Origin of the sequence: Cupriavidus mimosae (genome assembly GCF_023952485.1) — a bacterium.
GTDB classification, from domain to species: domain Bacteria; phylum Pseudomonadota; class Gammaproteobacteria; order Burkholderiales; family Burkholderiaceae; genus Cupriavidus; species Cupriavidus taiwanensis_C.
On record NZ_JALHRY010000005.1, the window covers coordinates 220,240 to 245,093 of the forward strand.

Below are 24,854 nucleotides of genomic sequence, written 5' to 3' on the forward strand. Positions count from 1 at the left end.
GGCGGCTGGCGAAGCGCCGCGCGCCGGTGGATAATCCGCGTCATGGAAATCAAATGGCTTGAAGACTTCGTCAGCCTCGCCGAGACGCACAGCTTCTCGCGCTCGGCCGAACTGCGCCACGTCACGCAGCCGGCGTTCTCGCGCCGGATCCAGTCGCTGGAGGCGTGGGTCGGCACCGAGCTGATCGACCGCTCGAGCTATCCCACCAGCCTTACCCCGGCCGGCAAGGTCTTCTACGAGCAGGCGCTGGCGATGCTGGCGCAAGTCAGCGAGACCCGCGCACTGATGCGCGGCCAGCGCTCGGCCAACGCGCAGGTGCTGGAATTCGCGGTGCCGCACACGCTGTCGCTGACCTTCTTCCCGGAATGGCTCAAGGCGCTGGAGCGCAAGCTCGGCACGCTGCCGTGCCGGCTGCGCGCGCTCAATGTCCATGACGCGGTGCTGATGCTGGTCGAAGGCGGCTGCGACCTGGTGATGGTCTACCACCACGCGCGCCAGGCCATCCAGCTGGATCCGGCCCGGTACGACATGCTGGTGCTTGGTACCGAACGGCTCTCGCCCTACAGCGTGCCGGATGCCGCCGGCAAGCCCCTGTTCCGATTGCCGGGCACCGACAAGAAACCGGTGCCGTTCCTCAGCTATACGCCCAACGCCTTCCTCGGCCGCATGGTCGAGCTGCTGCTGGCCGAAACCGCCGAGGCGCTCAAGCTCGACAAATGCTACGAGACCGATATGGCCGAAGCGCTCAAGGTGATGGCGCTGTCCGGCCACGGCATGGCCTTCCTGCCCGAAAGCGCGGTACGCGACGACGTCGCGGCCGGGCGATTGGTGCGGGCCGAGTCGGCGCGCGGCCTGCCGCTGTCGATCGATATGGAAATCCGCTTGTATCGGGAGAAGCCGGGCGAGAACGGCGGAGAACGGCGCGCCGGGGCGCGGCGCAAGCGGCAACTGGTGGACCAGGTGTGGGGGACGCTGACCTCAGCGTAGCGATGGTTTTTCCCAACGTTATGCGTGTCTTGCATAACCCGATGAACAAACGGCATTGGATTCCGAGCGGCCGCCAAGCCTAAGCTTGCGCCCATCTTCCACCCCGGAACCTACCCCGATGTCTTCCGCAGCACCGACCAACACTGCTGGCCAAAAGCACGCACTTCCGTCCTACCTCAACGCCGACAATCTCGGCCCCTGGGGCATCTACCTGCAGCAAGTCGACCGCGTCACGCCCTACCTGGGCTCGCTGGCGCGCTGGGTCGAGACCCTGAAGCGCCCCAAGCGCGCGATGATCGTCGATGTTCCGATCGAGCTCGACAACGGCACCATCGCCCATTTCGAGGGCTACCGGGTGCAGCACAACCTGTCGCGTGGCCCGGGCAAGGGCGGCGTGCGCTTCCACCAGGACGTGACGCTGTCCGAAGTGATGGCGCTGTCGGCCTGGATGTCGGTGAAGAACGCAGCGGTCAACGTGCCGTACGGCGGTGCCAAGGGCGGCATCCGCGTCGACCCGCGCACGCTGTCGCAGGCCGAGCTGGAACGCCTGACGCGCCGCTACACCAGCGAAATCAACATCATCATCGGGCCGAGCAAGGACATCCCGGCGCCGGACGTCAACACCAACGCACAGGTGATGGCGTGGATGATGGACACCTATTCGATGAACTCGGGCAGCACCGCGACCGGCGTCGTGACCGGCAAGCCGATCTCGCTGGGCGGCTCGCTGGGCCGCCACGAGGCCACCGGCCGCGGCGTGTTCGTGGTCGGCTCCGAGGCCGCGCGCAATATCGGCCTCGAGGTCAAGGGCGCGCGCGTGGCGGTGCAGGGCTTCGGCAATGTCGGCGCCGTCGCCGCCAAGCTGTTCCATGAGGCCGGTGCCAAGGTGGTGGCGGTGCAGGACCACCGCACCACGCTGTTCGACCCGGCTGGCCTGGACGTGCCGGCGATGATGGAATACGCCTCGCACAGCGGCACCATCGACGGCTTCCGCGGCGAAGTCCTGCGTAGCGAGCAGTTCTGGGAAGTCGACTGCGACATCCTGATCCCGGCCGCGCTGGAAGGCCAGATTACCGCCGAAAACGCGCCGAAGATCACGGCAAAGCTGGTGATCGAGGGCGCCAACGGCCCGACCACGCCGCAGGCCGATGACATCCTGCGCGAGCGCAATATCCTGGTCTGCCCGGACGTTATCGCCAATGCCGGCGGCGTGACCGTGTCCTACTTCGAGTGGGTGCAGGATTTCTCCAGCTTCTTCTGGACCGAGGAAGAGATCAACCAGCGCCTGGTACGGATCATGCAAGAAGCCTTCCGGGCAATCTGGCAAGTGGCACAGGAAAACAAGGTGACGCTGCGCACGGCGGCGTTCATCGTGGCCTGTACGCGGATCCTGCAGGCGCGCGAGATGCGCGGCCTGTACCCCTGATCGGGGCAGGCAGGCCCGGGGCGAGGCACTCGTATGGTGCAGCGCGATAATCGCCCCGGACCCCGGCTTCATGACCGTCCGACGCGGTCTCCGGCAAGCGCCGGAGGCCGCGTTGTCGTATCCGGACGCGGTGCGCACGGATTGCCCCGAAGTGAGGTTCTAGGAGAAAACCCAGTTGTATTGCGCCGGATGCTGCGCAATACTGTTTCACCAGTGGGGGTTTTATTCTTTGAATCCCGCTTTCTCTTCATGGTCAAGGAGATGTTATGAATTTCGCCAAGTTGGCTGCCCTGATGATTGCCGGGGGCGTAATGTGCGGGACGGCACAGGCAGCCGAACAACTGACGGGCACGCTGAAGAAGATCAAGGACACCGGCGTCATCACGCTCGGCGTGCGTGAATCGTCGATTCCGTTCAACTACAACCTTGGCGGCGTGCGCCAGGTCGGCTATTCCTACGATATCAACATGAAGATCGTGGAAGCCATCAAGGACCAGCTGAAGCTGCCGAATCTGCAGGTCAAGGAAATCCCGATCACCTCGCAGAACCGCATCACGCTGCTGCAGAACGGCACCATCGATATCGAGTGCGGCTCGACCACCAATAACCTGGAACGCCAGAAGCAGGTTGCCTTCACCAACTCCATCTTCATCATCGGCACGCGCATCATGGTGAAGAAGGATGCCGGCATCAAGGACTGGGCTGACCTGAAGGGCAAGAACGTCGTCACCACCGCCGGCACCACGTCGGAGCGCCTGCTGCGCAAGATGAACGATGACCAGAAGCTGGGCGTCAACATCATCAGCACCAAGGACCACGGCCAGTCGTTCCTGACGCTGGAGTCGGGCCGCGCGGTCGCCTTCATGATGGACGACGCGCTGCTGTACGGCGAACGCGCCAAGGCCAAGAACCCGGCCGACTGGATCGTGGTGGGCAAGCCGCAATCGCGCGAGTCCTACGGCTGCATGATCCGCAAGGACGACCCGCAGTTCAAGAAGCTGTCCGACAACGTCATCTCCGGCATGATGAAGGACGGCTCGATCAACACCCTGTACACCAAGTGGTTCATGCAACCGGTTCCGCCCAAGGGCCTGAACCTGGACTTCCCGCTGTCCGAAGACATGAAGACGCTGATCAAGGCGCCTAACGACAAGGCGCTGGACTGACCTGCCGTTGACAGCACTGCGAAACGGAAGGCTCGTCCTTCCGTTTCTTTTTGAGGACGCAACATGAACTACAACTGGCATTGGGGAGTTTTCCTCGAACAGGCCGCCCAGAACGAGACCTACCTGGACTGGATGATCTCAGGCCTCAAGGTCACGCTCGCGCTGGGGCTTTCGTCCTGGGTCATTGCCCTGGCCATCGGCTCGGTGCTCGGCGTGCTGCGCACGGTGCCGAACAAATGGCTGGCCGGCATTGCCGCCACCTATGTCGAGATTTTCCGCAACATCCCGCTGCTGGTGCAGCTGTTCATCTGGTATTTCGTCGCGCCCGAACTGCTGCCCGGCGGCGAGGCAATCAAGCAGATGAACCCGTTCGCGCAGCAGTTCCTGGCCGCCATGCTGTGCCTGGGGACATTTACCGCCGCGCGGGTGTGCGAGCAGGTGCGCTCGGGCATCAACTCGCTGGCGCGCGGGCAGAAGAATGCCGGCCTGGCGATGGGCTTCACGCTGCCGCAGACGTACCGCCACGTGCTGCTGCCGATGGCGTTCCGCGTGATCGTGCCGCCGCTGACCTCCGAGTTCCTGAACATCTTCAAGAACTCGGCGGTGGCGTCGACCATCGGCCTGCTGGAACTGGCCGCGCAGGGGCGCCAGCTGGTGGACTACACCGCGCGCCCGTATGAGTCGTTCATCGCGGTCACGCTGATGTACGCGCTGATCAACATCACGGTGATGCTGCTGATGCGCTGGGTCGAGGCCCGCACGCGCGTGCCCGGCTTCATCGGCGGCAAGTAAGGGGGCGCCATGGCTTATTCCTTCGATTTCACCTCGATCAACCCGGCCACGCTGCACGTGCTGGGCGAGGGCATGATGGTCTCGCTCAAGATCACCGTCACCGCGGTGGTGGTCGGCATTATCTGGGGCACCATCCTGGCGATGATGCGGCTGTCGTCGTTCCGGCTGCTGAACTGGTTCGCGCAGGGGTACGTGACCATCTTCCGATCGATCCCGCTGGTGATGGTGCTGTTGTGGTTCTTCCTGATCATCCCGCAGGTCTTGCAGGGGATCTTCAACCTGTCGCCGGCGACCGACCTGCGCATGACCTCGGCACTGGTGGCGTTCGCGCTGTTCGAGGCGGCGTACTATTCCGAGATCATCCGGGCGGGCATCCAGAGCGTGTCGCGCGGGCAGATGTTTGCCGCGCAGGCGCTGGGCATGACCTACGGGCAGTCGATGCGGCTGGTGATCCTGCCGCAGGCGTTCCGCAACATGGTGCCGCTGCTGCTGACGCAGGGCATCATCCTGTTCCAGGATACGTCGCTGGTGTACGTGAGCGCGCTGGCGGACTTCTTCGGCCAGGCCTACGGCATCGGCGAGCGTGATGGCCGCATCGTCGAGATGCTGCTGTTCGCCGGCCTGGTGTACTTCATCATTTGTTTCTCCGCTTCGCTGCTGGTCAAGCGTTATCAGAAAAAGGTGGCTGTATGATCGAAATTAATAACGTTTCCAAGTGGTACGGCTCGTTCCAGGTGCTGACGGACTGCACCACCAAGGTTGCCAAGGGTGAAGTGGTGGTGGTGTGCGGCCCGTCGGGCTCGGGCAAGTCCACGCTGATCAAGACCGTCAACGCGCTGGAGCCGTTCCAGAAGGGCGACATCCTGGTCGACGGCACCTCGGTGGGCAATCCCAAGACCAACCTGCCCAAGCTGCGCTCGCGCGTCGGCATGGTGTTCCAGAACTTCGAGCTGTTCCCGCACCTGTCGATCACCGAGAACCTGACCATCGCACAGATGAAGGTCCTGGGCCGCTCCAAGGACGAGGCCATGGCCAAGGGCCTGAAGTACCTGGAGCGCGTGGGCCTGAAGAGCCAGGCCGAGAAGTACCCCGGCCAGCTGTCGGGCGGCCAGCAGCAGCGCGTGGCGATCGCGCGCGCGCTGTCGATGGATCCGATTTGCATGCTGTTCGACGAGCCCACCTCGGCGCTGGACCCGGAGATGGTCAACGAAGTGCTGGACGTGATGGTGCAGCTGGCGCAGGAAGGCATGACCATGATGTGCGTGACCCACGAGATGGGCTTCGCGCGCAAGGTGGCCAACCGCGTGATTTTCATGGACCAGGGCAAGATCGTCGAGGACGCCGACAAGGAAGAGTTCTTCGGCAATATCGACGCCCGTTCGGAGCGCGCGCGCCAGTTCCTGTCGAAGATCCTGCATCACTGAGCGGACTGCCGACTCATGGAAAAAGGGACGCGTCGGCGTCCCTTTTTCCTTTGTGCCGACGGCTCAGGTACACGCCGTATTGGCGGCGTTCTTGGCCTGGACTTCGGGCGGGATTGGCACGGTCAGCGTCATGGTCGGGCGCCCGTGCTCGAACATGATCAGCTCGCCCGGGGCGAACTGGGTCCAGGTCTCGTTGTCCGTCAGCGGGGCGGTGGCGATCACGGCGACGCGGTCGTCGGGCGTGGTGACCTGCGCGAAGTCGATCGACAGGTCGGCATCGATCAGGTGCGCGGTCGAGAACGGCCATTGCCGCACGATGTAGTAGAGGCGGGTCGAGCAGTGCGCGAACAGCGCCTGCCCGTTGCACAGCAGGTAGTTGAACACGCCGTGCAGCGTGATCTCGCGGGTGATGTCGGCCAGCGCGTGGCCGAGTTCGTTCAGCGGCGGCTGCGAGCCCGGGAAGCGCTTGCGCAGCCCCTGCATCAGCGTGCAGAAGGCCAGTTCGCTGTCGGTGTCGCCCACCGGCTGGTAGACGCCGGACAGGAACGGGGTGAAGCCGTGCAGGTCGCCGTTGTGGGCGAAGATCCAGTGCCGGCCCCACAGCTCGCGCATGAACGGATGGCAGTTTTCCAGCAGCACGGTGCCCTGCGTGGCCTTGCGGATATGCGAGATGACGTTCTTGGACTTGATCGGATAGCGCTTGATCAGGTCCGCCACCGGCGAGGTGCCGGCGGACTGGTTGTCGATGAACAGGCGGCAGGCCTTGTCTTCGAAGAAGGCGACACCGAAGCCGTCGGCGTGGTGGTCGGTCAGGCCTCCGCGCGCGGCAAAGCCGGTGAAGGAGAACGTCACGTCGGTCGGCGTGGCGCAGTTCATGCCTAGCAGCTGGCACATGTCGGGGCACCGGACGGCAGGGGGCTGCCGCTTTGCAATAGAATGCAGGCATTATCCCGCGCGCCCGCGCCGCTGCCAAGCAAGCCGCGGGCGCTCCAGTCCGGTCGAAAGGGACCAACCCCGGCGCCACCCTACCTGCTAGCAATCCCGAGAACGATGAGCCAATACAAGATTGCCGTGATTCCCGGAGACGGAATCGGCACGGAAGTCATGCCCGAGGGCATCCGCGTGATGGACGCCGCGGCGCGCCGTTTCGGCATCGACTTCCAGTGGGATCACTTCGATTTTTCCAGCTGCGACTACTACGCCCGCCACGGCAAGATGCTGCCGGACGACTGGTTCGACACGCTGGTCAAGTACGACGCCATCTACTTCGGCGCAGTTGGCTGGCCCGATACGGTGCCCGACCATGTCTCGCTGTGGGGCTCGCTGCTGCAGTTCCGCCGCTCCTTCGACCAGTACGTCAACCTGCGCCCGGTGCGGCTGATGCCGGGCATCCGCAGCCCGCTGGCCGGCCGCCAGCCCGGCGACATCGATTTCTACGTGGTGCGCGAGAACACCGAGGGCGAATACTCCAGCATTGGCGGCCGCATGTTCCCCGGCACCGAGCGCGAGATCGTGGTGCAGGAAACCGTGATGAGCCGCACCGGCGTCGACCGCATCCTGAAGTTTGCCTTCGAATTGGCCCAGAAGCGACCGAAAAAGCACCTGACCTCGGCGACCAAGTCCAACGGTATCTCGATCACGATGCCGTACTGGGACGAGCGGGTCGAGGCGATGGCGGCGCATTTCCCCGGCATCAAGGTCGACAAGTACCACATCGACATCCTGACCGCGCATTTCGTCCAGCATCCGGACTGGTTCGACGTGGTGGTGGCGAGCAACCTGTTCGGCGACATCCTGTCCGATCTCGGTCCGGCCTGCACCGGCACCATCGGCATTGCGCCGTCGGGCAATATCAATCCGGACCGTACCTTCCCCAGCCTGTTCGAGCCGGTGCATGGCTCGGCCCCGGACATCGCCGGGCGCGGCGTCGCCAACCCGATCGGGCAGATCTGGTGCGGCGCCATGATGCTGGAACACCTGGGCCATGACGAGGCCGGCGCCGCGGTGCTGGGCGCGATCGAGAAGGTGCTGGCAGCCGGGCCGGAGCACGCGCCGCTGACGCGCGATATCGGCGGCACGGCGGGTACTGCCGACCTGGGCCGCACCATCGCGGAGGCGCTGTGAGCGCCGCGTTCGCGGGGGACGCCCGCGCACTGCTGCTCGAGACTTTCCACGCCGCGGTGGCGGCGGCCGACCCGCTGCAGATCGTCGCGCAGCACCTGCCGCCGCCGCACGCCGGCGGCCGCACGCTGGTGGTGGGCGCGGGCAAGGCCGCGGCATCGATGGCCGCGGCGGTCGAGCGCGCCTACGCCGGCCGGGCCACGCTGGAAGGGCTGGTGGTCACGCGCTACGCGCACGGCATGCCGACCGACCATATCCGCGTGATCGAGGCCGGCCATCCGGTGCCCGACGAATCGGGCGAGCAGGCCGCGGCCGAGATCCTGGCCGCGGTGCAATCGCTGACGCCGGAGGACCGGCTGCTGGTGCTGGTCTCGGGCGGCGGCTCGAGCCTGCTGTCGCTACCGGCCGAGGGCATTCCGATGGCCGACCTGAAGGCGACTACCCGGGAGTTGCTGCGCTGTGGCGCGCCGATCACCGACATGAACATCGTGCGCAAGCACATCTCGCGCATCCAGGGCGGCCGGCTGGCGCAGGCCAGCCAGGCGCCGGTGACCACGCTGATCGTGTCGGACGTGGCCGGCGACGATCCCAGCGCAATTGCCTCGGGCCCGACCGTGGCGGACCCGAGCACGTTCGATGACGCGCTGCAGATCCTGCGCCGCTACGGCGCGCTGGTGCCGGCCAGCGTGCAGTCTCACCTGGAACGCGGCGCGCGCGGCGAGGTGGCGGAGACGCCCAAGCCCGGCGATCCCTTGTTCGATCGTGTCGACAACATCATGATCGCCACCGCCCACGGCAGTCTCGAGGCCGCCGCCGCGCTGTTCCGCGAACGCGGCATCACGCCGGTTGTGCTGGGCGACACGGTCACGGGCGAGGCGCGCGAAGTGGCCCGCGTCTATGCCGCGCTGGTGCGCGAGATTCGCGCGTACAATGCGCCGTTCGCCACGCCCGTGGCGCTGATTTCCGGAGGTGAGTGCACGGTCACTTTGCCGGCCGGTGGCGGCGCGACCAAGGCGCGCGGCGGGCGCTGCTCGGAGTTCCTGCTGTCGCTGGCGGTCGAACTGGCAGGCATGCCCGATGTGCACGCGATCGCCGCCGACACCGACGGCATCGACGGCTCGGAAGACAACGCCGGCGCGCTGGCCGACCCGACCACGCTGGCGCGCGCCGAGGCCGCCGGCCTGCCGGGCCAACGCCAGCTGGACGCACATGACGCCTGGGGCCTGTTCGATGCGATCGGCGACCTGGTGGTCACCGGCCCCACGCGCACCAATGTCAACGACTACCGCGCCATCCTGATTCTCTGATTTCGACGAACGCCCGCCGCCGCCCGCGGCCGGCCCCAAGCTAGCCATGACCCAGAAGCTCACCATTACCCGCCCGGACGACTGGCACCTGCACCTGCGCGACGGCGCGGCGCTGGCTGCCGTGCTGCCTGACACCGCCCGCCAGTTCGCCCGCGCCATCATCATGCCCAACCTGAAGCCGCCGGTGACCACGGTGGCGCAGGCACAGGCGTATCGCGCCCGCATCCTGGCGGCGCTGCCGGCCGGCATGCAGTTCGAGCCGCTGATGACGCTGTACCTGACCGACAACACCAGTCCCGAGGAAATCGCGGCGGCCAAGGCCAGCGGCTTCGTGCACGGCGTCAAGCTATACCCGGCGGGCGCCACCACCAACAGCGACGCCGGCGTGACCGATATCCGCCGCTGCTATCCGGCGCTGGAAGCGATGCAGCGCGCCGGCCTGCCGCTGCTTGTGCACGGCGAAGTGACCGACCCGGCCATCGATATCTTCGACCGCGAGGCCGTGTTCATCGAGCAGGTGATGACGCCGCTGCGCCGCGACATGCCTGAACTGAAGGTGGTGTTCGAGCACATCACTACCAAGGATGCGGCACAGTACGTGCGCGACGCGAGTGGCCCGGTCGGCGCCACCATCACCGCGCACCACCTGCTCTACAACCGCAACGCCATCTTTACCGGCGGCATCCGCCCGCACTATTACTGCCTGCCGGTGCTCAAGCGCGAAACCCATCGCGAGGCGCTGGTGGCGGCCGCCACCTCGGGCAGCGAGCGCTTCTTCCTGGGCACGGACAGCGCGCCGCACGCGCGCGGCCTGAAGGAGCACGCCTGCGGCTGCGCCGGCTGCTACACCGCGCTGCACGCGATGGAGCTGTATGCCGAAGCCTTCGACGCCGCCGGCGCGCTCGACAAGCTGGAAGCCTTCGCCAGCTTCAACGGCCCGGCCTTCTACGGCCTGCCGCGCAATACCGGCACGCTGACGCTGGAGCGCGAGGACTGGCAACTGCCGGCCGAGCTGGCCTACGGCGACACCACGCTGGTGCCGCTGCGCGGTGGCGAGACGCTGCGCTGGAAGGCACGCTGATCAACTCGACGTTGCAAGACGGGACGACCGCGGCGAGCGAATCCTTCGCCGCCGTGCTGGCCGGGGTGGACTGGTCCCGGCCATGGTTCCAACCCTTTGCCGCGCGCGGCGCAGCCCTTGCCGCGGCAGTGCAGGGCGGGGCCGACCTGCGCGGGCTGCTCGACGCCGAGTCCGTAGCGCTGGGCCTGCACAACGCGCGCGGCCTCCCGCTGCGCTTTGTCCCGCAACTGGCCTTGCCCGAAGGCAGCGCCTATGAAGCGCATATCGACGCCACGGGCGAGGTCCCGACGCGCGACAATCTCCATGATTTCTTCAACGCCCTGGTCTGGCTGCATTTCCCTCAGGCCAAGCGCGTGCTCAACCAGATCCAGGCCGCGGTGATCGCGCGCGAAGGCGTCCGGACTGCGCGCGGCGGTGTACGCGACGCGGCCACGCTGTTCGATGAGAACGCGGTACTGTTCCTGAGCGAAGACGACGAACATGCCGAAGCGCTGCGCGGGTTTGCCTGGCAGCGGCTCTTTGTCGGGCGCCGGCACGCGTGGGGCACCGCCTGCAGAGTGGTGCCGTTTGGCCATGCTCTGCTGGAAAAGCTGGTGCGGCCGTACAAGGCCGTGACCGCACATGCCTGGACGCTGCCGCTGGTGGCGCAGGGCGAGCTGGACAAGGCGGTGGCGTTGTCGCTGCAAGAATCGGCGGCCGCCGGCAGGCTGCGCGGCGGGCGTTGCTTTGCGCCGCTGCCGGTCATGGGGATCCCGGGATGGTGTGACGACAACGCATCCCCTGACTTCTATGCCGACCCCACGGTGTTCCGGCCCGGGCGCATGCGGGATATACGCCGGCAACCCGATTGAATCGGTGTTAGACTGCGGCCCGCAAAGCAGGCCAGGCAACCGCTGCCTGTACCGCAAGGTGCAGGGGGAGGAAAGTCCGGACTCCACAGGGCAGGGTGTTGGCTAACAGCCATCCACGGCAACGTGCGGAATAGGGCCACAGAGACGAGTCTTGCCGCCGGGTTCGCCCGGCGGGAAGGGTGAAACGCGGTAACCTCCACCTGGAGCAATCCCAAATAGGCAGGCGATGAAGCGGCCCGCTGAGTCTGCGGGTAGGGAGCTGGAGCCGGCTGGTAACAGCCGGCCTAGAGGAATGGTTGTCACGCGCTGCGCGCCGCAAGGCGGGCGGGGCGCACAGAATCCGGCTTATCGGCCTGCTTTGCTTCAGTCATCGGCACGACCCGGCGCCCGCGCGGCGCACCGGGCCGGCCAAACTTCCATCAGCCTTCGACGATTTCCAGCGTGTGCGTGAGCTCGGCCGTCTTGGCCAGCATGATCGACGCCGAGCAGTACTTTTCGTGCGACAGCTTGATCGCGCGCTCGACCGTGGCGGGGTTGAGATTCTTGCCGGTGACCACAAAATGGAAGTTGATGCGGGTGAACACCTTGGGATCTTCGCCGGCGCGTTCGGCCTGCAGCTGCACGCTGCAGCCGGTAACGTCCTGGCGGCCGCGCTTGAGGATCAGCACCACGTCATAGGCGGTGCAGCCGCCGGTGCCCAGCAGCACCATTTCCATGGGCCGCGGGGCCAGGTTGTGGCCGCCACCTTCCGGGGCGCCGTCCATGGCAACGATGTGGCCGCTGCCGGTCTGGGCAACGAAGCTCATGCCATCGGCGCCCATCCATGTTACTTTGCATTCCATTTTGTTCGTTCCTGTGCTTCGGTTTGTCGGTTTGCGATCACAAACGCGTGATCTCGAATCTTGCTTTTCCCAGTATATGGCAAGGTAAAGTTTGGGACATCGCCGCCGATAACCTTAGAAAACCTGAGGGTTTCCTCTAGTATGTCGCGGCGGTGACACCTTCATTGATTCCATAAGGTATTGATTTTTAAGGAAAGATTCAAGGCGGGCAGGGGGATGGTAGCGTTTCGTAATACGAAATCAGATTTCGCACTGCAAATTTCCCTTGCATCCGGACAAACCCTAGGTATAATTCCAATCATTGAACGACGGCGCAGACAGCGCGCCAGAGTGCGAAAGCGAAGCCCCAGGCCAAGCCCTCCGCACCGCCCGCCAGGTCCCTCCGTCGATCTCCAGGTGTCTCCTCCACCCTCCTCCTTTGGTGGATTCAAACCCAAGCTCAAACGCTTGGGTTTTTTTTCGCCTGAACAAACTGCGCCGGTCCTGCGAGTGCCTTGGGCGGCCCAGAACCGCAGCGATCGGCGTTGATCTTGACGAAAACTTAAGTCTTTGCTTGTGCGCTCCCCACGCCCGCCAGTATAATCGAGGGCTTTTCCGTCATGCCCGCGGAAGAAGAAGACAGCAATCGGCCACCCTCACGGGGGGCCACAAGACTTGCAGGGGCGAGCACAAGCCTTCGCGAGTCGGATTACGGGCACGAACCAATAGTCAGGAAAAATCATGAAGACCTTTTCCGCCAAGCCTCATGAGGTAAAGCGCGACTGGTACGTGATTGACGCGACGGACAAAGTCCTCGGCCGTGTTGCCAGCGAAGTGGCACGCCGTCTGCGCGGCAAGCACAAGCCGGAATTCACTCCGCACGTCGACACCGGTGATTACATCATCATCGTCAACGCAGCCAAGCTGCGTGTCACGGGTACCAAGGAAACGGACAAGAAGTACTATCGCCATTCGGGCTACCCGGGCGGTATCTACGAAACGACGTTCGGCAAGATGCAGCAGCGTTTCCCGGGCCGTGCCCTGGAAAAGGCTGTCAAGGGCATGCTGCCGAAGGGTCCGCTGGGCTACGCGATGATCAAGAAGCTGAAGGTTTATGCCGAAGCCGAGCATCCGCACGAAGCGCAGCAGCCCAAGGCGCTGGAAATCTAAGGAGGCCAATCCATGATCGGTAACTGGAATTACGGTACTGGCCGCCGCAAGAGCGCTGTGGCACGTGTCTTCATCAAGTCGGGCAAGGGCGACATCGTCGTCAACGGCAAGCCCATCAAAGAGTATTTCGCTCGCGAAACCTCGCTGATGATCGTGCGCCAGCCGCTGGAACTGACCGCTCACGCTGAAACGTTCGACATCAAGGTCAACGTCACCGGCGGCGGCGAAACCGGCCAGGCCGGCGCAGTGCGCCACGGCATCACCCGTGCCCTGATCGACTACGATGCGACCCTGAAGTCGGCCCTGTCGAAGGCTGGCTACGTCACGCGCGATGCACGTGAGGTCGAGCGTAAGAAGGTCGGCTTCCACAAGGCGCGTCGTCGCAAGCAGTTCTCGAAGCGCTGATGCGTTTTCGCGGGTCCGGCCCCTGCCGGATCTTGCGAAACCAGAAAAACCGCACGCTGGCCGTGCGGTTTTTTTTTCGTCCATAGGCTAAGGAAGCGGCAGGGTGCTGCCGTCATAGTGAGCAGGCCGCCATACTTTTGTGGGGTATCCGGCCGCACGCGGCTACAATCACGCCCTGTCGCCGACGGCGAGTCCGGCTTGCCGATGCGGTTGCGCCATGGGCAGGCCAGCCTGGCACGAACGAGAGAGGAGTGTGAGTCATGCTGTTTTCCAAGAAGAAGGGCCTTTCGATCGACACGCTGATTGGCGCAGACACCGCCATCGATGGCGACGTGGTGTTTGCCGGAGGCCTGCGCCTGGATGGGCGCGTGCGCGGCAATGTGACCGCGGAGCCGGGCAAGCCCAGCATGCTGGTGGTCAGCGAGAAGGGCATGGTCGAGGGCGAGATCAGCGTCGGCCATCTGGTGCTGAACGGCACCGTCAAGGGCCCGGTGCACGCCGGCGACCTGCTGGAGTTGCAGCCGCAGGCGCGGGTGCTGGGGGACGTGCGCTATGCCGCGCTCGAAATGCACCAGGGCGCGCTGGTCGAGGGCCGTCTGATGCCGCTGGTGCAGGCCGAAGTCAAGGCGCTGCCGAACCTGGTCGAGGCGGCGCCGCTGGCGGAAGTGACCGAAGCGGCCGATAGCGAGGCTGCCATCGCCGGCGAAACTCCCGCCGCCGAAGCCAGTCCCACTGAAAAGGCCGCGTAGCGGCGACTTCGATGCCGGGAACCCCTTGAAAACACAAGGTTTCGGCACGATTTCCCAGTAGCGCTTAGAATACAGGCGTATCTAAACAGGAGAACACCCCATGAACGCAGTCGCAGAGGCACCCGTTACCGAGGACGTGCCGGCACCGTTCGTCTTTACCGACAGCGCCGCCGACAAGGTCAAGCAGTTGATCGAGGAAGAGGGCAATGCCGAGCTGAAACTGCGCGTGTTCGTGCAGGGCGGCGGCTGCTCAGGCTTCCAGTACGGCTTCACCTTCGACGAGGAAGTCAACGAAGACGACACCACCATGGTCAAGAACGGCGTCACCCTGCTGATCGACTCGATGAGCTACCAGTACCTGGTGGGCGCCGAGATCGACTACAAGGAAGACATCAACGGCGCTCAGTTCGTGATCAAGAACCCGAACGCTTCGACCACCTGCGGTTGCGGCTCGTCGTTCTCGGTCTGAGCGATCCCGCTTGCACAAAAAAACGCACCTGCGGGTGCGTTTTTTCTTTGCCGCGCCGCGCTACTGCGCGGCGCGCCAGACCACCGGAAACCAGTCTTCGCGCAGGCGCTCGCCGGTCTGGTGGCCGATGCCGGGGAACGGCGGCGACGTGCGCCCGGGCCGCTGCATGAAGCGCACGTCGTCGCCGAGGAAGCGGGCCGAGAACGCTCGCCGCCGTCCGCTGCCGGTATTGCCGGCGGCACCGTGCACGGTGCGGAAGTCGAACACCACCGCATCGCCCGGTTCCAGTTCCGGCGCCAGCAGCGTGTGGCTGCCGTCCTCCACGTCGGGCATCTCCATGAAGGCATCGTCGCCGCCATAGAAGTTCTCGTTGCTGGCCCAGCGCTTGGGCCGCACCAGCCGCGGCCAGCGATGCGAGCCGGCCACCACGCGCAGCGTGTTGGCCTGCGTGACCGGGTCCAGCGGAATCCAGTAGCTCGCGGTCTGGGTGCCGTCGACGCAGTAGTAGGGCAGGTCCTGGTGCCATGGCGTCGGCTTGGCGGTGCCGGGTTCCTTGACCAGGATGTGCTCGTGGAACACCTGTACCGCCTGCGACTGCATGAGGCGTCCGGCGATCCCGGCCGCGGCCGACTCGCGGATAAAGGCCGCGAACGGGGCGATGCGCTGCCAGTTGCAATAGTCTTCGAAGAAGCGCCCAGCCTCGCCGGCGCGGACATTTTCGATGGCAAAGGGACCCGGCTCGGCCAGGTTCTGCGCGAAGCCTTCGCGCAAGCGCTCGATCCAGTCGGTAAAGGCGCCGCGCAAGACCAGCACGCCGTCGCGCTGGTAGGTGTCGATCTGTTCCGGGGTGATGTCCATGTCGATAGGTGTGGGGGCGATGGACCCAGTATCACCAAGCGCGAGGGATAGGAAAAGCATATATTTCCTATGTTGCGATATAGGAAATCATGATCCCTTTCTCCTTCCGCCAGCTCGAGTACTTCGTCGCCGCCGCCGAGCACGGCAGCATCAGCGCCGCGGCCCGGGCGCGCCATGTGTCGCAGCCGTCGGTATCGACCGCGATCGCCCAACTCGAGGACTCGCTGGGCGAGCCGTTGTTCAGGCGGCAGGTCAGCCGCGGGCTGTCGCTGACCCCGGCCGGGCAGCGCCTGCTGGGCAAGGCCCGCGACGTGCTGGCGCTGGCGGCGGGGCTTGCCGTCGATGATGGTGCAGGTATAGGCCTGAGCGGCCAGCTGTCGCTGACCTGCTTCCAGGACCTGGGTCCGTATTTCGTGCCGCGCCTTCTGGCGGGACTGCGACAGCGCCATCCCGGCATCTCGGTGACGCTGTTCGAGGCCGATCTCGCCACCGTCCATCGCACCTTGCAGGCCGGCAAGGCGGAGCTGGCGGTGACCTATGAACTGGGACTCGACGACCGCACCGAACGCCGCACGCTGGCGGAACTGGCGCCCTATGCACTGCTGCCGGCCACCCATCCGCTGGCCAGCAGCGCCGAGGTCAGCCTGGCCGACCTGGCCGCCGAGCGGTTGATCCTCGAGGACATCCCACAGACCCGCGAATACTTCCTGTCATTGTTCTGGGCCCAAGGGCTGCACCCGGCGCTGCACCAGTACACGCAGACCTTCGAGATGCAGCGCGGACTGGTGGCGCACGGCTATGGGGTGGCGCTCTCGTGCACGCGGCCCGCGGGCGACCACAGCTATGATGGCGTGCCGATCGCCTGCCGGCCGCTGCGCGAGCCGGTGACGCCGCAGCGCGTGGTGCTGGCGCATTCGCCGGCCATGCGGGCATCGCCGCTGGCGCAGGCGTTCATGGATTGGGTCGATGCAGGGGAGGGCGGCGCCGCGGTTCAGCGCGGGTAGATCGCACCCAGCACGCGCGGCCCGGCGGCGCCGGTCACGGTGGGGACGTTGCCGGGCAGACGCATCAGGCACTGGCGCGCGAGCCAGGCAAAGGCGATGGCTTCGACCTGCGACACCGGCACGCCATAGTCGGCGGAGGTCTCGATGGCCACGCCGGGCAGGGCCTGCGCCAGCCGCGCCATCATGAAGGCATTGCGGGCGCCGCCGCCGCAGACGATCAGCCGCAGCGCATCGGGCGCGCTGCTGCGCACGTCGCGCGCGATGGCCTCGGCGGTCAGCGCCGCCAGGGTGGCCTGCACGTCGGCCGGCGGCAGTTGCGGGAACGCCGCCAGCCGCGCTTCCAGCCAGCCGGAATGGAACAGGTCGCGCCCGGTGCTCTTGGGCGGCGCGGCGCTGAAGTAGGGCTCGGCCAGGCACTGCGCCAGCAGCGCGGCGTCGACCCGCCCGCTGGCGGCCCAGTCGCCGTTGCTGTCGAAGGCCAGGCCGCGGTGGCGGCCGATCCAGTAGTCGAGCAGCGCATTGCCCGGCCCGCAGTCGAAACCGCTGACGGGCCCCGCTGCCGGCAGGATGCTGATGTTGGAGATGCCGCCGATATTGCACGCCACGCGGGTCTCGGCCTCGCTGCCGAACAGCGCGTGGTGCAGCGCCGGCACCAGCGGCGCGCCCTGTCCACCGGCGGCGAGGTCGCGGCTGCGGAAGTCCGCCACCACGTCGATGCCGGCCAGCTCTGCCAGCCGCGCCGGATGCTGGCTCTGGCGGGTATAGCCGATGCCGTCGTAGAGGCCGGGCCGGTGGCGGATGGTCTGTCCGTGGGCGCCGATGGCGGTCACCGAGGCGGCATCGATGCGCGCCTCGCGCAACAGCGCGGCGACGCAGTCGGCGTAGACCTGCGCCAGCGCGTTGGCCGCCAGGGCCTCGCGGTGGATCTCGTCCTCGCCCGGCTGCTGCAGGGCGCCGAACGCGGCGCGCAGCGTGTCGGGGAAGGGCTGGCTGGCGGCCGCAAGCACCGCGGGGCGCGCGCCGCTGAAATCGACCAGCACCGCGTCGGCACCGTCCATGCTGGTGCCGGACATGATGCCGATGTAGCGTTCGCTGCCGGGCGCGGGGATCACGATGGACGTGTCAGTTGGCGGCGGTCAGCACGTTATAGGTGCGCAGCGCGTTGATGCGGCTGAGCAGCCCGCTGGTGTAGGTCAGGAATTCCTGGCGCGACTTGCCGGTCAGCGGAGGCGATTCCATCAGCGTGACGGTCAGCGGGTTCTGCGGCACGTCGTTGAAGCGGAACTCGTAGTGCAGGTGCGGGCCGGTGGCCCAGCCGGTCGCGCCGACATAGCCGATCAGCTGGCCCTGGCGCACCGTCTGCCCCTGGCGCATGCCGGCAAAGCCGGACAGGTGCGCGTAATAGGTGGAGTAGCCGTTGGGGTGCGACAGGATGACGATGTTGCCGTAGCCGTTCTGCTGGCCGACGAACTCGACCATGCCGTCGCCGGTGGCCAGCACCTTGGTGCCGGTGGGGGCGGCGAAGTCCACGCCCTTGTGCTGGGCCCAGTCATGATGCAGCGGATGCTCGCGGCCGCCGAAGCCCGACGACACGCGAGAGAACTCCACCGGCGAACGCAGGAACGGCCGCTTCATGCTGCGCCCGTCGAAGGTGTAGTAGGCGCCGCCGTCCTTGCTGCCCTCGGGCGCGAACCACAGCGCCTGGTGCAGCTGGTTGCGGTTGATCAGCTCGAGCGCGACCACGCGGCCGTTGCGCACGAAGGTGCCGTCGCGGAAGCCCGCTTCATAGATGATGCGGAAGCGGTCGCCGCCGGCGATGTCGTGGTGGAAGTCGATCACGCCGGAGAAGATCGACAGCATCTGCTGCACCACTTCGTCGGGCACGTTGGCCGCGTCCATGGCCTTGAAGAAGCCGCCCGCGGAAATCGCGCCCGAGGCCATCTCGTAGTGCACGTCGTTGTCGACGCGCTGCACCTTGGCCTTGTAGGCGGCGGCGGTGTCGCCGCTGGCGGCGCGCACGCGCTCGATCACCAGCTCGCGCGAGGCCGCGGCGTCGCCGCCGAGGTTGGCCTGCAGCGACACCAGCGTGTTGCTCTCGTCGATTTCCGCCTGCACCGCCTGGCCCGGGTTCAGGTTGAACAGGCCGCGCGCGGTGGGGTTCTTGACGATGAACGCCTGCGCGTCGGCATCGTCCACGCCCAGGCGCTTGAGCAGGCTGGCAATGGTGTCGCCGCGCTGCATGCGCTCTTCGCGCACGTACACGGCCTGGCTGTCGGTAAGCTGTTCGAGTTGTTCGCGCACGTCGGGCATGCGCAGGGCCTGCTGGGTGCGGGGCGCACGCGGATCGTCGTAGGCGCTGCGGGGTGCGACACCCATGGCCGCGGCCATGCCGAGCGTGAAGATCGCACCGACCGAGGCCGTCAGTTGTTTGCGCCGCCGCGCATGCTGGGGGTTGGTCGGATCGACCAGCACCACCAGCTCACGCGCGAAAACTTCGCGGAGTCTGGACCACATCACGTAAAATTCAACCTTGGTCTGAGCCCGCTGCCGGGGACGATGTGTCTCGTCTGCCTTCCTCCCCCGAGGTGCGGCGCGTGCTGTCAGTATTCAGTAATTTTGGCCGCCTGCCTTGCTGTGCAAAGTGCTTGCAAAGTGACGGGTGGCGCACCGGAAAGGCTTCCGCTGGCGCCTGGAAACGCGGATTATACCAAAATCCGGCCCTGGCGGCTGTCGGCAGATTTCCTAAAATTTCAAGTATTTCAAAGACTTACGTGATGACTGAAGTTGCCTCGGCCGCACCGGCCAAATACCCCCTGACGCCCTCGGTGATGCAGGCCCTGGAAATCTCCAGGCGCGGCTGCGACGAGCTGCTGATCGAAGCGGAGTGGGCGCAGAAGCTGGCGCGCAGCGAGGCCACCGGCGTGCCGCTGCGCATCAAGCTGGGCCTGGACCCGACCGCGCCCGACATCCATATCGGCCACACCGTGGTGCTGAACAAGCTGCGCCAGCTGCAGGACCTCGGCCACCAGGTGATCTTCCTGATCGGCGACTTCACCTCGACCATCGGCGATCCGTCGGGCCGCAACAGCACGCGCCCGCCGCTCACGCGCGAGCAGATCGAGGCCAACGCCCAGACCTACTACCGCCAGGCCAGCCTGGTGCTCGACCCGGCCCGCACCGAGATCCGCTACAACAGCGAGTGGTGCGATCCGCTCGGCGCGCGCGGCATGATCCAGCTGGCGGCCAAGTACACCGTGGCGCGCATGATGGAGCGCGACGACTTCACCAAGCGCTTCCGCTCCGGCATTCCGATTTCCGTGCACGAGTTCCTCTACCCGCTGATGCAGGGCTACGACTCGGTGGCGCTGAAGTCCGACCTGGAACTGGGCGGCACCGACCAGAAGTTCAACCTGCTGGTGGGGCGCGAGCTGCAGAAGGAATACGGCCAGGAGCCGCAGTGCATCCTGACCATGCCGCTGCTGGTGGGCCTGGACGGGGTCGAGAAGATGTCCAAGTCCAAGGGCAACTACGTGGGCGTGACCGAGGCCCCGAACGAGATGTTCGGCAAGCTGATGAGCATCTCGGACGACCTGATGTGGCAGTACTTCACGCTGCTGTCGTTCCGCCCGATGAGCGAGATCGACCTGATGAAGCAGGAGATCGCCGCCGGCCGCAATCCGCGCGACTGCAAGGTGCTGCTGGCGCAGGAGATCGTGGCGCGCTTCCACAGCCAGGCCGATGCCGAGAAGGCGCTGGAAGACTTCAACCACCGCGCCCGCGGCGGCGTGCCGGACGACATCCCGGCGGTGAGCCTGGCAGGCGCGCCGCTGGGCATCGCGCAACTGCTCAAGCAGGCCAACCTGGTGCCGTCGACCTCGGAAGCCAACCGCAATATCGAGCAGGGCGGCGTCAAGATCGACGGCGCCACCGTAAGCGACAAGGCTACCAAGGTGGCCGCGGGCACCTACGTCGTGCAGGTCGGCAAGCGCCGCTTCGCGCGCGTGACGCTGGCCTGAGGCGGCGATGATCGCGCTGATCCAGCGGGTGGCCCAGGCCCGCGTCACGGTTGCAGGCCGCACCACCGGCGAGATCGGCGCCGGCCTGCTGGCACTGGTCTGCGCCGAGCGTGGCGACACCGAGGCGCAGGCCGAGCGGCTGCTGGCCAAGATGTTGTCGTACCGGGTGTTTTCCGATGCGGACGGCAAGATGAACCTGCCGGTGCAGAACATGGACGGCAACGGCAATCCGGGCGGGCTGCTGGTGGTGTCGCAGTTCACGCTGGCGGCCGATACCAACAGCGGCACGCGGCCGAGCTTTACCCCCGCGGCCTCGCCCGAGGACGGCCGCCGCCTGTACGAGCATTTCGTCGCGCAGGCGCGCGCGGCGCATCCGCAGGTGCAGACCGGCGAGTTCGGCGCGATGATGCAGGTCAGCCTGATCAACGACGGTCCGGTCACCTTCTGGCTGCGCGTGGCGCCGCCCTGAACCGATTCCAAGCTGCCGCGTCCCCGGCGCGGCATCAAGACAGGAGAGACCAATGAAACTCTGGAGCAAGTCCTTCCAAGACAACGCGCCGATCCCCGGCGAGTTCGCCTTCTGCGTGCCCGACGCCGCCGCCCACGTGGCCCTGTCGAACAACCGCAATCCCGACCTGCACTGGGAAGACGCGCCGGCCGAGACGCGCTCGTTCGTGCTGATCTGCCATGACCGCGACGTGCCCAGCAAGGGCGACGACGTCAACCAGGAAGGCCGCGAAGTGCCGGCCTCGCTGCCGCGCGTGGACTTCTTCCACTGGGTGCTGGTAGACATCCCGCCCGGCCTGACCTCGATCGCCGCCGGCTCGCACAGCGACGGCGTGATCGCGCGCGGCAAGCCGGGGCCGGAAGCCACCGGCGGCACCGCCACCGCCGGCGGTCTGCGCCACGGCATCAACGACTACACCGGCTGGTTTGCCGGCGATGCCGACATGAAGGGCGACTACTACGGCTATGACGGCCCGTGCCCGCCGTGGAACGACGCGCTGCTGCACCACTACGTGTTCACGCTATATGCGCTGGACCTCGACCGGCTGCCGCTGGAAGGCACCTTTACCGGCACCCAGGTGCGCGACGCGATCCAGGGCCACGTGCTGGCGCAGGCTAGCCTGACCGGCACCTATACGCTCAACCCGAAGCTGGCAAAGTCGTCGGCAGCCTGAAGCCGGGCCGGTGCCGCGTCCTGCGCGGTGCCGGGCCGGCATGGCCCCAAGCAAGCACCCGCAGCAACCCCGAAGGAAACGGCATGTCGCAAAGCCCCGGGCCGCATTCGCTGGCCTTTACCCACCTGATCGTGATCCGCCATGGCGAAACGGCCTGGAACCGGGAGCGCCGGCTGCAGGGCCAGCTCGATATTCCGCTGAACGAGACCGGCCATGCCCAGGCACGCGCGCTGGCAAGTGCGCTGGCGGGCGAGCCGATCGATGCGGTGTATTCCAGCGACCTGTCGCGCGCGATGGCAACCGCCGCGCCGCTGGCCGAGGCGCTGGGGCTGCAGGTGCGCGCCGACGCGCGCCTGCGCGAGCGCAGCTACGGCTCGCTGCAGGGCAAGACCTACGCCGAGGTGGCCGAGCACCTGCCGGAAGACTTTGCCCGCTGGCAGGCGCGTGTGCCCGATTACGCGCCGCCCGAGGGCGAGTCGCTGCTGGGCTTCCACGAACGCGCGGTCGACGCCGTGCTGGCGCTGTCGCGCCGGCATCCGGGCGAGCGCATCGCGCTGGTCGCGCACGGCGGCGTGCTCGACTGCCTCTACCGCGAGGCTACCGGCATGACGCTGGAAGCGCCACGCCAGCACGAGCTGCTCAATGCCAGCGTCAACCGCCTGCGCAGCGACAGCACCCACCTGACGCTGGCCCAGTGGGGCGACATCAGCCACCTGGAAAACCTGGCGCTGGACGAGGTGGACCGGCGCGTACCGTAGCCGCGGCGCTAGACCCTGACGCGGAACGGCGTGAAGTTGGTATGCCGGTCGAAATAGTCTTCGTTCTCGGCCTGTTTCAGGAAGCCCACCACCTTGTACGTCACCGGCGTCATTACCACCTCCCAACCGGTCTTCAGCACGTATTGCGCCACCGCCACCTGGACCACCTGCTCGAGCGGCCAGATGCCGTAGAAGGCGATCACGTAGAACAGCGACGAGTCCACCAGCTCGCCGGCCAGCGTCGAGCCGATGGTGCGCGTCCACAGCCAGCGGCCGGCAGTCCACAGCTTCATCTTGGCCAGCACGTAGCTATTGGTAAAGCTGCCGCAGCAGAACGCCACCAGCGAGCCGAGCGCAATGCGCCAGGTGTTGCCGAACACGTCCTGCAGGCTCTTCTGGTAATCCGCCATGAACGGCGCGACCGGCATGTTCAGCACCACCAGGCTCATGAAGGTGGCGAAGGCCAGCGCGGCAAAGCCGGCCCAGACCACGCGCCGGTCGCGCCCGTAGCCGTAGACCTCGGTCAGCACGTCGCCGAAGATGTATGAGATCGGGAAGAACAGCACGCCCGCGCCGAAGGTGACCGTGCCGATCAGCGGCAGCGTCACCTGCGCCGCCTTGGCCGCGCCGATCAGGTTCGAGCACAGCAGCACGGTGACGAAGGCCACCATGACGAAGTCGTAGTAGCGATAGACGCGGCCGCCGTGGGCCGGGCTGGCGGGTATGGCTGACATGGGGGCTCCCGGTCGCGTGCGCGCTGGCGCAATGGGTTGGGCGCGATTATGCCAGCACGCGGCGCGTTCGCGCACGCCGGGCGGCGCAGTGTGGCGCAGCGATAGGGGGCTCCACAAAAGAAATTCCCGGCCTGAGCCGGGAATCGTGTCCAGGAGGGGCGGACCCTCCCAGGGTGGCAGCGCCGCGATGTCAGATATCCAGCTTGCTGATCTTGGACCCGTTCACCGAGACGTCGAACATCAGGCCGGCGTTGGTCTGCACGAAGGCGATCACCGGCTGCTGGCTGGTCAGCGTGTCGAGCCTGCCGTCCGCGCCGATCTTCGCCACCGCCACGTTGGCATCCGCACCCGCGGTCCAGCCCTTGCTGGATACGAACTTGTTGTAAGCCTCGGGTGTCATGAACATGATGATGACGGCCTTGGATTGTCCGCCGGCCGTCAGCCCGACCGAGGCCTGTGTCGTGCTGTAGTAGCCGACCGTCGCGCCCTTCGAGCGCAACGCGCCTTCGCCGTATTCGGCGCCTACGATAAAGCCGCCTGCCAGTACGCGCGGGAACACCAGGATGCCCTGCGCGCGCTGCGCCAGCTCGCGGGAGCCGTTGGCCGAGGAGTACAGCCGGTTCAGCGCGCCATCGACGCCCGCGTCGATCTCTTGCTTCTTGGCGACCGGGTCTTTGGACGCCCCGGTGCCGGTGGTGGTACAGCCCGCGGCCATCGCGGTCGCAACGAGCAGGCCCGATCCGGCAACCCGGGTAACAAAGTGGCGACGATTCATAGGTAACCTCCTGATGGGAAAAGTACCGCGCCTGATTCAGTGGCTCAGTTTGCTGCGGCTGCCGCTGGCGCCCTGACCGTAATGGCCACGACTTCACGGTAGACGATCTTGGCCATCTGGCCTTGCTTGATGCCATTCAGATCGATGGCGGGGTCCTGGACCTTGACCGTGCGCAGCGTCTCGCGCGGGCCGCGGAAGGTCAGCAGGCGCTTGGCCGGGTCGACCTTGGTGATCTGTGCGGTCACCGTGGTGGTGATCTCGCGCATGATGCCGGGCTTGCCGCCCTCGGCCGCACGCGTGGTGCGGTCGACCGATTCGGCCAGTGCCGTCGCCTTGCTGTCGACCGGCTCGAGCGCCGCGACCAGCGCGGCGCCGCGCGCCACGGTCAGGATGTCGCCCTTGCGGATCTGGCCGAAGTTGCGGACCTCGTCGCCGCCCACCAGTTCGACCACGTTGCCGCGCGGGCCCTGCACCAGCACCGCCTTGGTTTCAGGATCGATATCGACGATCTTGCCGCTGATGACCGCTTCTTCGGCCACGCCGACCGGCGCCGGCTGGCGCTGGGCGTGTGCGCTGCCGGCGCTGAACGCGGCCAGGGCGAGAAATGCGGCGAGCAGGCTGGAACACTGGCGGATCATGGCTTTCCTTGACAGGTTTGCAAAGGAACCGTGCCCCGGCGGACACAGCCGTCATGGCACCGGGCAGGTGCCGATGAAGCCATTGTGGACAATCGGCCACCAGCCAGCAATCCACTTCGAA

Annotated in this window: 27 protein-coding genes and 1 other RNA gene; 20 read left to right on the forward strand and 8 right to left on the reverse strand. The window is 66.3% G+C overall.

What is annotated here, in order from left to right:
• Positions 1–42 precede the first annotated feature (42 nt).
• From MKD50_RS11660 to MKD50_RS11685, 6 genes are all read left to right on the forward strand, one after another.
• A complete protein-coding gene (locus MKD50_RS11660) occupies positions 43–987 on the forward strand; it encodes a LysR family transcriptional regulator (protein ID WP_115705880.1) in 945 nt (314 codons plus the stop codon).
• Positions 988–1,105: 118 nt separating this feature from the next.
• Positions 1,106–2,413 (forward strand): Glu/Leu/Phe/Val family dehydrogenase, encoded by a 1,308-nt coding sequence (locus tag MKD50_RS11665; protein ID WP_115705882.1) that lies wholly within the window; start codon positions 1,106–1,108, stop codon positions 2,411–2,413.
• Positions 2,414–2,679: 266 nt separating this feature from the next.
• On the forward strand, positions 2,680–3,579 hold the full coding sequence (locus MKD50_RS11670; protein ID WP_111518361.1) for a glutamate/aspartate ABC transporter substrate-binding protein: 900 nt from the start codon (positions 2,680–2,682) through the stop codon (positions 3,577–3,579).
• 63 nt (positions 3,580–3,642) lie between these two features.
• Positions 3,643–4,371, forward strand: a complete 729-nt coding sequence (locus tag MKD50_RS11675) for an amino acid ABC transporter permease (protein WP_115705886.1) — start codon at positions 3,643–3,645, stop codon at positions 4,369–4,371.
• A 9-nt stretch (positions 4,372–4,380) separates the two neighbouring features.
• Positions 4,381–5,064: a glutamate/aspartate ABC transporter permease GltK gene (gltK, locus tag MKD50_RS11680; RefSeq protein WP_018008787.1), complete on the forward strand. Its 684-nt coding sequence runs from the start codon at positions 4,381–4,383 to the stop codon at positions 5,062–5,064.
• Positions 5,061–5,795 (forward strand): amino acid ABC transporter ATP-binding protein, encoded by a 735-nt coding sequence (locus tag MKD50_RS11685; protein ID WP_115663026.1) that lies wholly within the window; start codon positions 5,061–5,063, stop codon positions 5,793–5,795. The genes gltK and MKD50_RS11685 overlap by 4 nt, the downstream gene beginning before the upstream one ends.
• Before the next feature lie 63 nt (positions 5,796–5,858).
• Here the strand turns inward: MKD50_RS11685 and MKD50_RS11690 are convergent, their stop codons facing one another.
• Positions 5,859–6,689: a class II glutamine amidotransferase gene (locus MKD50_RS11690; RefSeq protein WP_062796820.1), complete on the reverse strand. Its 831-nt coding sequence runs from the start codon at positions 6,687–6,689 to the stop codon at positions 5,859–5,861.
• Positions 6,690–6,845: 156 nt separating this feature from the next.
• On the opposite strand from MKD50_RS11690, the gene MKD50_RS11695 reads away from it, so the two are divergent.
• The 5 genes from MKD50_RS11695 to rnpB all read left to right on the forward strand — a co-directional run bounded on the left by MKD50_RS11695 (position 6,846) and on the right by rnpB (position 11,519).
• Positions 6,846–7,919 carry a tartrate dehydrogenase gene (locus MKD50_RS11695; RefSeq protein ID WP_252667184.1) on the forward strand — a complete coding sequence of 358 codons (1,074 nt, stop codon included), beginning with the start codon at positions 6,846–6,848 and terminating at the stop codon, positions 7,917–7,919.
• Positions 7,916–9,223, forward strand: coding sequence for a glycerate kinase type-2 family protein (locus MKD50_RS11700; protein ID WP_252667185.1), 1,308 nt, complete (start codon positions 7,916–7,918; stop codon positions 9,221–9,223). Before MKD50_RS11695 ends, MKD50_RS11700 begins: the two co-directional genes overlap by 4 nt.
• A gap of 46 nt (positions 9,224–9,269) precedes the next feature.
• Positions 9,270–10,304 (forward strand): dihydroorotase, encoded by a 1,035-nt coding sequence (gene pyrC, locus MKD50_RS11705; protein WP_252667186.1) that lies wholly within the window; start codon positions 9,270–9,272, stop codon positions 10,302–10,304.
• Between the two features lie 11 nt (positions 10,305–10,315).
• Positions 10,316–11,155, forward strand: a complete 840-nt coding sequence (locus tag MKD50_RS11710) for a DUF3025 domain-containing protein (protein WP_252667187.1) — start codon at positions 10,316–10,318, stop codon at positions 11,153–11,155.
• Positions 11,156–11,178: 23 nt separating this feature from the next.
• An RNA gene (rnpB, locus tag MKD50_RS11715) (RNase P RNA component class A) lies at positions 11,179–11,519 on the forward strand.
• A gap of 55 nt (positions 11,520–11,574) precedes the next feature.
• Here rnpB and MKD50_RS11720 read toward each other — a convergent pair.
• Positions 11,575–11,997 (reverse strand): OsmC family protein, encoded by a 423-nt coding sequence (locus MKD50_RS11720; protein ID WP_115705894.1) that lies wholly within the window; start codon positions 11,995–11,997, stop codon positions 11,575–11,577.
• Between the two features lie 720 nt (positions 11,998–12,717).
• Here MKD50_RS11720 and rplM point away from each other — a divergent pair.
• From rplM to erpA, 4 genes are all read left to right on the forward strand, one after another.
• Positions 12,718–13,146 (forward strand): 50S ribosomal protein L13, encoded by a 429-nt coding sequence (rplM, locus tag MKD50_RS11725; protein WP_010813907.1) that lies wholly within the window; start codon positions 12,718–12,720, stop codon positions 13,144–13,146.
• Between the two features lie 12 nt (positions 13,147–13,158).
• Entirely contained in the window at positions 13,159–13,551 is a 393-nt protein-coding gene (rpsI, locus tag MKD50_RS11730) for a 30S ribosomal protein S9 (RefSeq protein WP_012351769.1), read from the forward strand.
• 260 nt (positions 13,552–13,811) lie between these two features.
• Positions 13,812–14,300, forward strand: coding sequence for a bactofilin family protein (locus tag MKD50_RS11735; RefSeq protein WP_252667188.1), 489 nt, complete (start codon positions 13,812–13,814; stop codon positions 14,298–14,300).
• A gap of 100 nt (positions 14,301–14,400) precedes the next feature.
• The gene (erpA, locus tag MKD50_RS11740) at positions 14,401–14,769 is read left to right on the forward strand and encodes an iron-sulfur cluster insertion protein ErpA (RefSeq protein WP_010813904.1); all 369 of its coding nucleotides are present in this window, start codon (positions 14,401–14,403) and stop codon (positions 14,767–14,769) included.
• Between the two features lie 60 nt (positions 14,770–14,829).
• Here the strand turns inward: erpA and MKD50_RS11745 are convergent, their stop codons facing one another.
• On the reverse strand, positions 14,830–15,627 hold the full coding sequence (locus tag MKD50_RS11745) for a phytanoyl-CoA dioxygenase family protein (RefSeq protein WP_252667189.1): 798 nt from the start codon (positions 15,625–15,627) through the stop codon (positions 14,830–14,832).
• Positions 15,628–15,716: 89 nt separating this feature from the next.
• Here MKD50_RS11745 and MKD50_RS11750 point away from each other — a divergent pair, with 89 nt between their 5' ends.
• Positions 15,717–16,631: a LysR substrate-binding domain-containing protein gene (locus MKD50_RS11750; RefSeq protein WP_252667190.1), complete on the forward strand. Its 915-nt coding sequence runs from the start codon at positions 15,717–15,719 to the stop codon at positions 16,629–16,631.
• Here the strand turns inward: MKD50_RS11750 and MKD50_RS11755 are convergent.
• Together MKD50_RS11755 and MKD50_RS11760 are read right to left on the reverse strand one after the other, a co-directional pair.
• Positions 16,619–17,704 carry an anhydro-N-acetylmuramic acid kinase gene (locus MKD50_RS11755; protein WP_252667258.1) on the reverse strand — a complete coding sequence of 362 codons (1,086 nt, stop codon included), beginning with the start codon at positions 17,702–17,704 and terminating at the stop codon, positions 16,619–16,621. The genes MKD50_RS11750 and MKD50_RS11755 overlap by 13 nt on opposite strands.
• 49 nt (positions 17,705–17,753) lie before the next feature.
• Positions 17,754–19,145, reverse strand: coding sequence for a M23 family metallopeptidase (locus MKD50_RS11760; protein WP_115705904.1), 1,392 nt, complete (start codon positions 19,143–19,145; stop codon positions 17,754–17,756).
• Between the two features lie 260 nt (positions 19,146–19,405).
• Here MKD50_RS11760 and tyrS point away from each other — a divergent pair, with 260 nt between their 5' ends.
• The 4 genes from tyrS to MKD50_RS11780 all read left to right on the forward strand — a co-directional run bounded on the left by tyrS (position 19,406) and on the right by MKD50_RS11780 (position 22,586).
• The gene (tyrS, locus tag MKD50_RS11765; RefSeq protein ID WP_092307709.1) at positions 19,406–20,647 is read left to right on the forward strand and encodes a tyrosine--tRNA ligase; all 1,242 of its coding nucleotides are present in this window, start codon (positions 19,406–19,408) and stop codon (positions 20,645–20,647) included.
• 7 nt (positions 20,648–20,654) lie between these two features.
• The gene (gene dtd / locus MKD50_RS11770; RefSeq protein ID WP_115705906.1) at positions 20,655–21,116 is read left to right on the forward strand and encodes a D-aminoacyl-tRNA deacylase; all 462 of its coding nucleotides are present in this window, start codon (positions 20,655–20,657) and stop codon (positions 21,114–21,116) included.
• Between the two features lie 52 nt (positions 21,117–21,168).
• A complete protein-coding gene (locus MKD50_RS11775; RefSeq protein WP_115705908.1) occupies positions 21,169–21,828 on the forward strand; it encodes a YbhB/YbcL family Raf kinase inhibitor-like protein in 660 nt (219 codons plus the stop codon).
• Between the two features lie 83 nt (positions 21,829–21,911).
• Positions 21,912–22,586 carry a histidine phosphatase family protein gene (locus MKD50_RS11780; protein ID WP_115705910.1) on the forward strand — a complete coding sequence of 225 codons (675 nt, stop codon included), beginning with the start codon at positions 21,912–21,914 and terminating at the stop codon, positions 22,584–22,586.
• Positions 22,587–22,594: 8 nt separating this feature from the next.
• Here the strand turns inward: MKD50_RS11780 and MKD50_RS11785 are convergent, their stop codons facing one another.
• From MKD50_RS11785 to MKD50_RS11795, 3 genes are all read right to left on the reverse strand, one after another.
• The gene (locus MKD50_RS11785) at positions 22,595–23,320 is read right to left on the reverse strand and encodes a queuosine precursor transporter (protein ID WP_115705912.1); all 726 of its coding nucleotides are present in this window, start codon (positions 23,318–23,320) and stop codon (positions 22,595–22,597) included.
• A 190-nt stretch (positions 23,321–23,510) separates the two neighbouring features.
• Positions 23,511–24,095 carry a BPSL1445 family SYLF domain-containing lipoprotein gene (locus MKD50_RS11790; RefSeq protein WP_115705914.1) on the reverse strand — a complete coding sequence of 195 codons (585 nt, stop codon included), beginning with the start codon at positions 24,093–24,095 and terminating at the stop codon, positions 23,511–23,513.
• A gap of 44 nt (positions 24,096–24,139) precedes the next feature.
• Complete coding sequence (locus MKD50_RS11795) at positions 24,140–24,733, reverse strand: hypothetical protein (RefSeq protein ID WP_115705916.1); 594 nt, start codon at positions 24,731–24,733, stop codon at positions 24,140–24,142.
• Between the last annotated feature and the right edge of the window lie 121 nt (positions 24,734–24,854).

What these genes read in the sequence shown, in the direction of transcription:
- MKD50_RS11660 (WP_115705880.1), top strand. Translation starts at nt 43, where the DNA reads ATGGAAATCAAATGGCTTGAAGACTTCGTCAGCCTCGCCGAGACGCAC.
- MKD50_RS11665 (WP_115705882.1), top strand. Translation starts at nt 1,106, where the DNA reads ATGTCTTCCGCAGCACCGACCAACACTGCTGGCCAAAAGCACGCACTT.
- MKD50_RS11670 (WP_111518361.1), top strand. Translation starts at nt 2,680, where the DNA reads ATGAATTTCGCCAAGTTGGCTGCCCTGATGATTGCCGGGGGCGTAATG.
- MKD50_RS11675 (WP_115705886.1), top strand. Translation starts at nt 3,643, where the DNA reads ATGAACTACAACTGGCATTGGGGAGTTTTCCTCGAACAGGCCGCCCAG.
- gltK (WP_018008787.1), top strand. Translation starts at nt 4,381, where the DNA reads ATGGCTTATTCCTTCGATTTCACCTCGATCAACCCGGCCACGCTGCAC.
- MKD50_RS11685 (WP_115663026.1), top strand. Translation starts at nt 5,061, where the DNA reads ATGATCGAAATTAATAACGTTTCCAAGTGGTACGGCTCGTTCCAGGTG.
- MKD50_RS11690 (WP_062796820.1), bottom strand. Translation starts at nt 6,689, where the DNA reads ATGTGCCAGCTGCTAGGCATGAACTGCGCCACGCCGACCGACGTGACG.
- MKD50_RS11695 (WP_252667184.1), top strand. Translation starts at nt 6,846, where the DNA reads ATGAGCCAATACAAGATTGCCGTGATTCCCGGAGACGGAATCGGCACG.
- pyrC (WP_252667186.1), top strand. Translation starts at nt 9,270, where the DNA reads ATGACCCAGAAGCTCACCATTACCCGCCCGGACGACTGGCACCTGCAC.
- MKD50_RS11720 (WP_115705894.1), bottom strand. Translation starts at nt 11,997, where the DNA reads ATGGAATGCAAAGTAACATGGATGGGCGCCGATGGCATGAGCTTCGTT.
- rplM (WP_010813907.1), top strand. Translation starts at nt 12,718, where the DNA reads ATGAAGACCTTTTCCGCCAAGCCTCATGAGGTAAAGCGCGACTGGTAC.
- rpsI (WP_012351769.1), top strand. Translation starts at nt 13,159, where the DNA reads ATGATCGGTAACTGGAATTACGGTACTGGCCGCCGCAAGAGCGCTGTG.
- MKD50_RS11735 (WP_252667188.1), top strand. Translation starts at nt 13,812, where the DNA reads ATGCTGTTTTCCAAGAAGAAGGGCCTTTCGATCGACACGCTGATTGGC.
- erpA (WP_010813904.1), top strand. Translation starts at nt 14,401, where the DNA reads ATGAACGCAGTCGCAGAGGCACCCGTTACCGAGGACGTGCCGGCACCG.
- MKD50_RS11745 (WP_252667189.1), bottom strand. Translation starts at nt 15,627, where the DNA reads ATGGACATCACCCCGGAACAGATCGACACCTACCAGCGCGACGGCGTG.
- MKD50_RS11750 (WP_252667190.1), top strand. Translation starts at nt 15,717, where the DNA reads ATGATCCCTTTCTCCTTCCGCCAGCTCGAGTACTTCGTCGCCGCCGCC.
- MKD50_RS11755 (WP_252667258.1), bottom strand. Translation starts at nt 17,704, where the DNA reads ATGTCCGGCACCAGCATGGACGGTGCCGACGCGGTGCTGGTCGATTTC.
- MKD50_RS11760 (WP_115705904.1), bottom strand. Translation starts at nt 19,145, where the DNA reads ATGTGGTCCAGACTCCGCGAAGTTTTCGCGCGTGAGCTGGTGGTGCTG.
- tyrS (WP_092307709.1), top strand. Translation starts at nt 19,406, where the DNA reads ATGACTGAAGTTGCCTCGGCCGCACCGGCCAAATACCCCCTGACGCCC.
- dtd (WP_115705906.1), top strand. Translation starts at nt 20,655, where the DNA reads ATGATCGCGCTGATCCAGCGGGTGGCCCAGGCCCGCGTCACGGTTGCA.
- MKD50_RS11775 (WP_115705908.1), top strand. Translation starts at nt 21,169, where the DNA reads ATGAAACTCTGGAGCAAGTCCTTCCAAGACAACGCGCCGATCCCCGGC.
- MKD50_RS11780 (WP_115705910.1), top strand. Translation starts at nt 21,912, where the DNA reads ATGTCGCAAAGCCCCGGGCCGCATTCGCTGGCCTTTACCCACCTGATC.
- MKD50_RS11785 (WP_115705912.1), bottom strand. Translation starts at nt 23,320, where the DNA reads ATGTCAGCCATACCCGCCAGCCCGGCCCACGGCGGCCGCGTCTATCGC.
- MKD50_RS11790 (WP_115705914.1), bottom strand. Translation starts at nt 24,095, where the DNA reads ATGAATCGTCGCCACTTTGTTACCCGGGTTGCCGGATCGGGCCTGCTC.
- MKD50_RS11795 (WP_115705916.1), bottom strand. Translation starts at nt 24,733, where the DNA reads ATGATCCGCCAGTGTTCCAGCCTGCTCGCCGCATTTCTCGCCCTGGCC.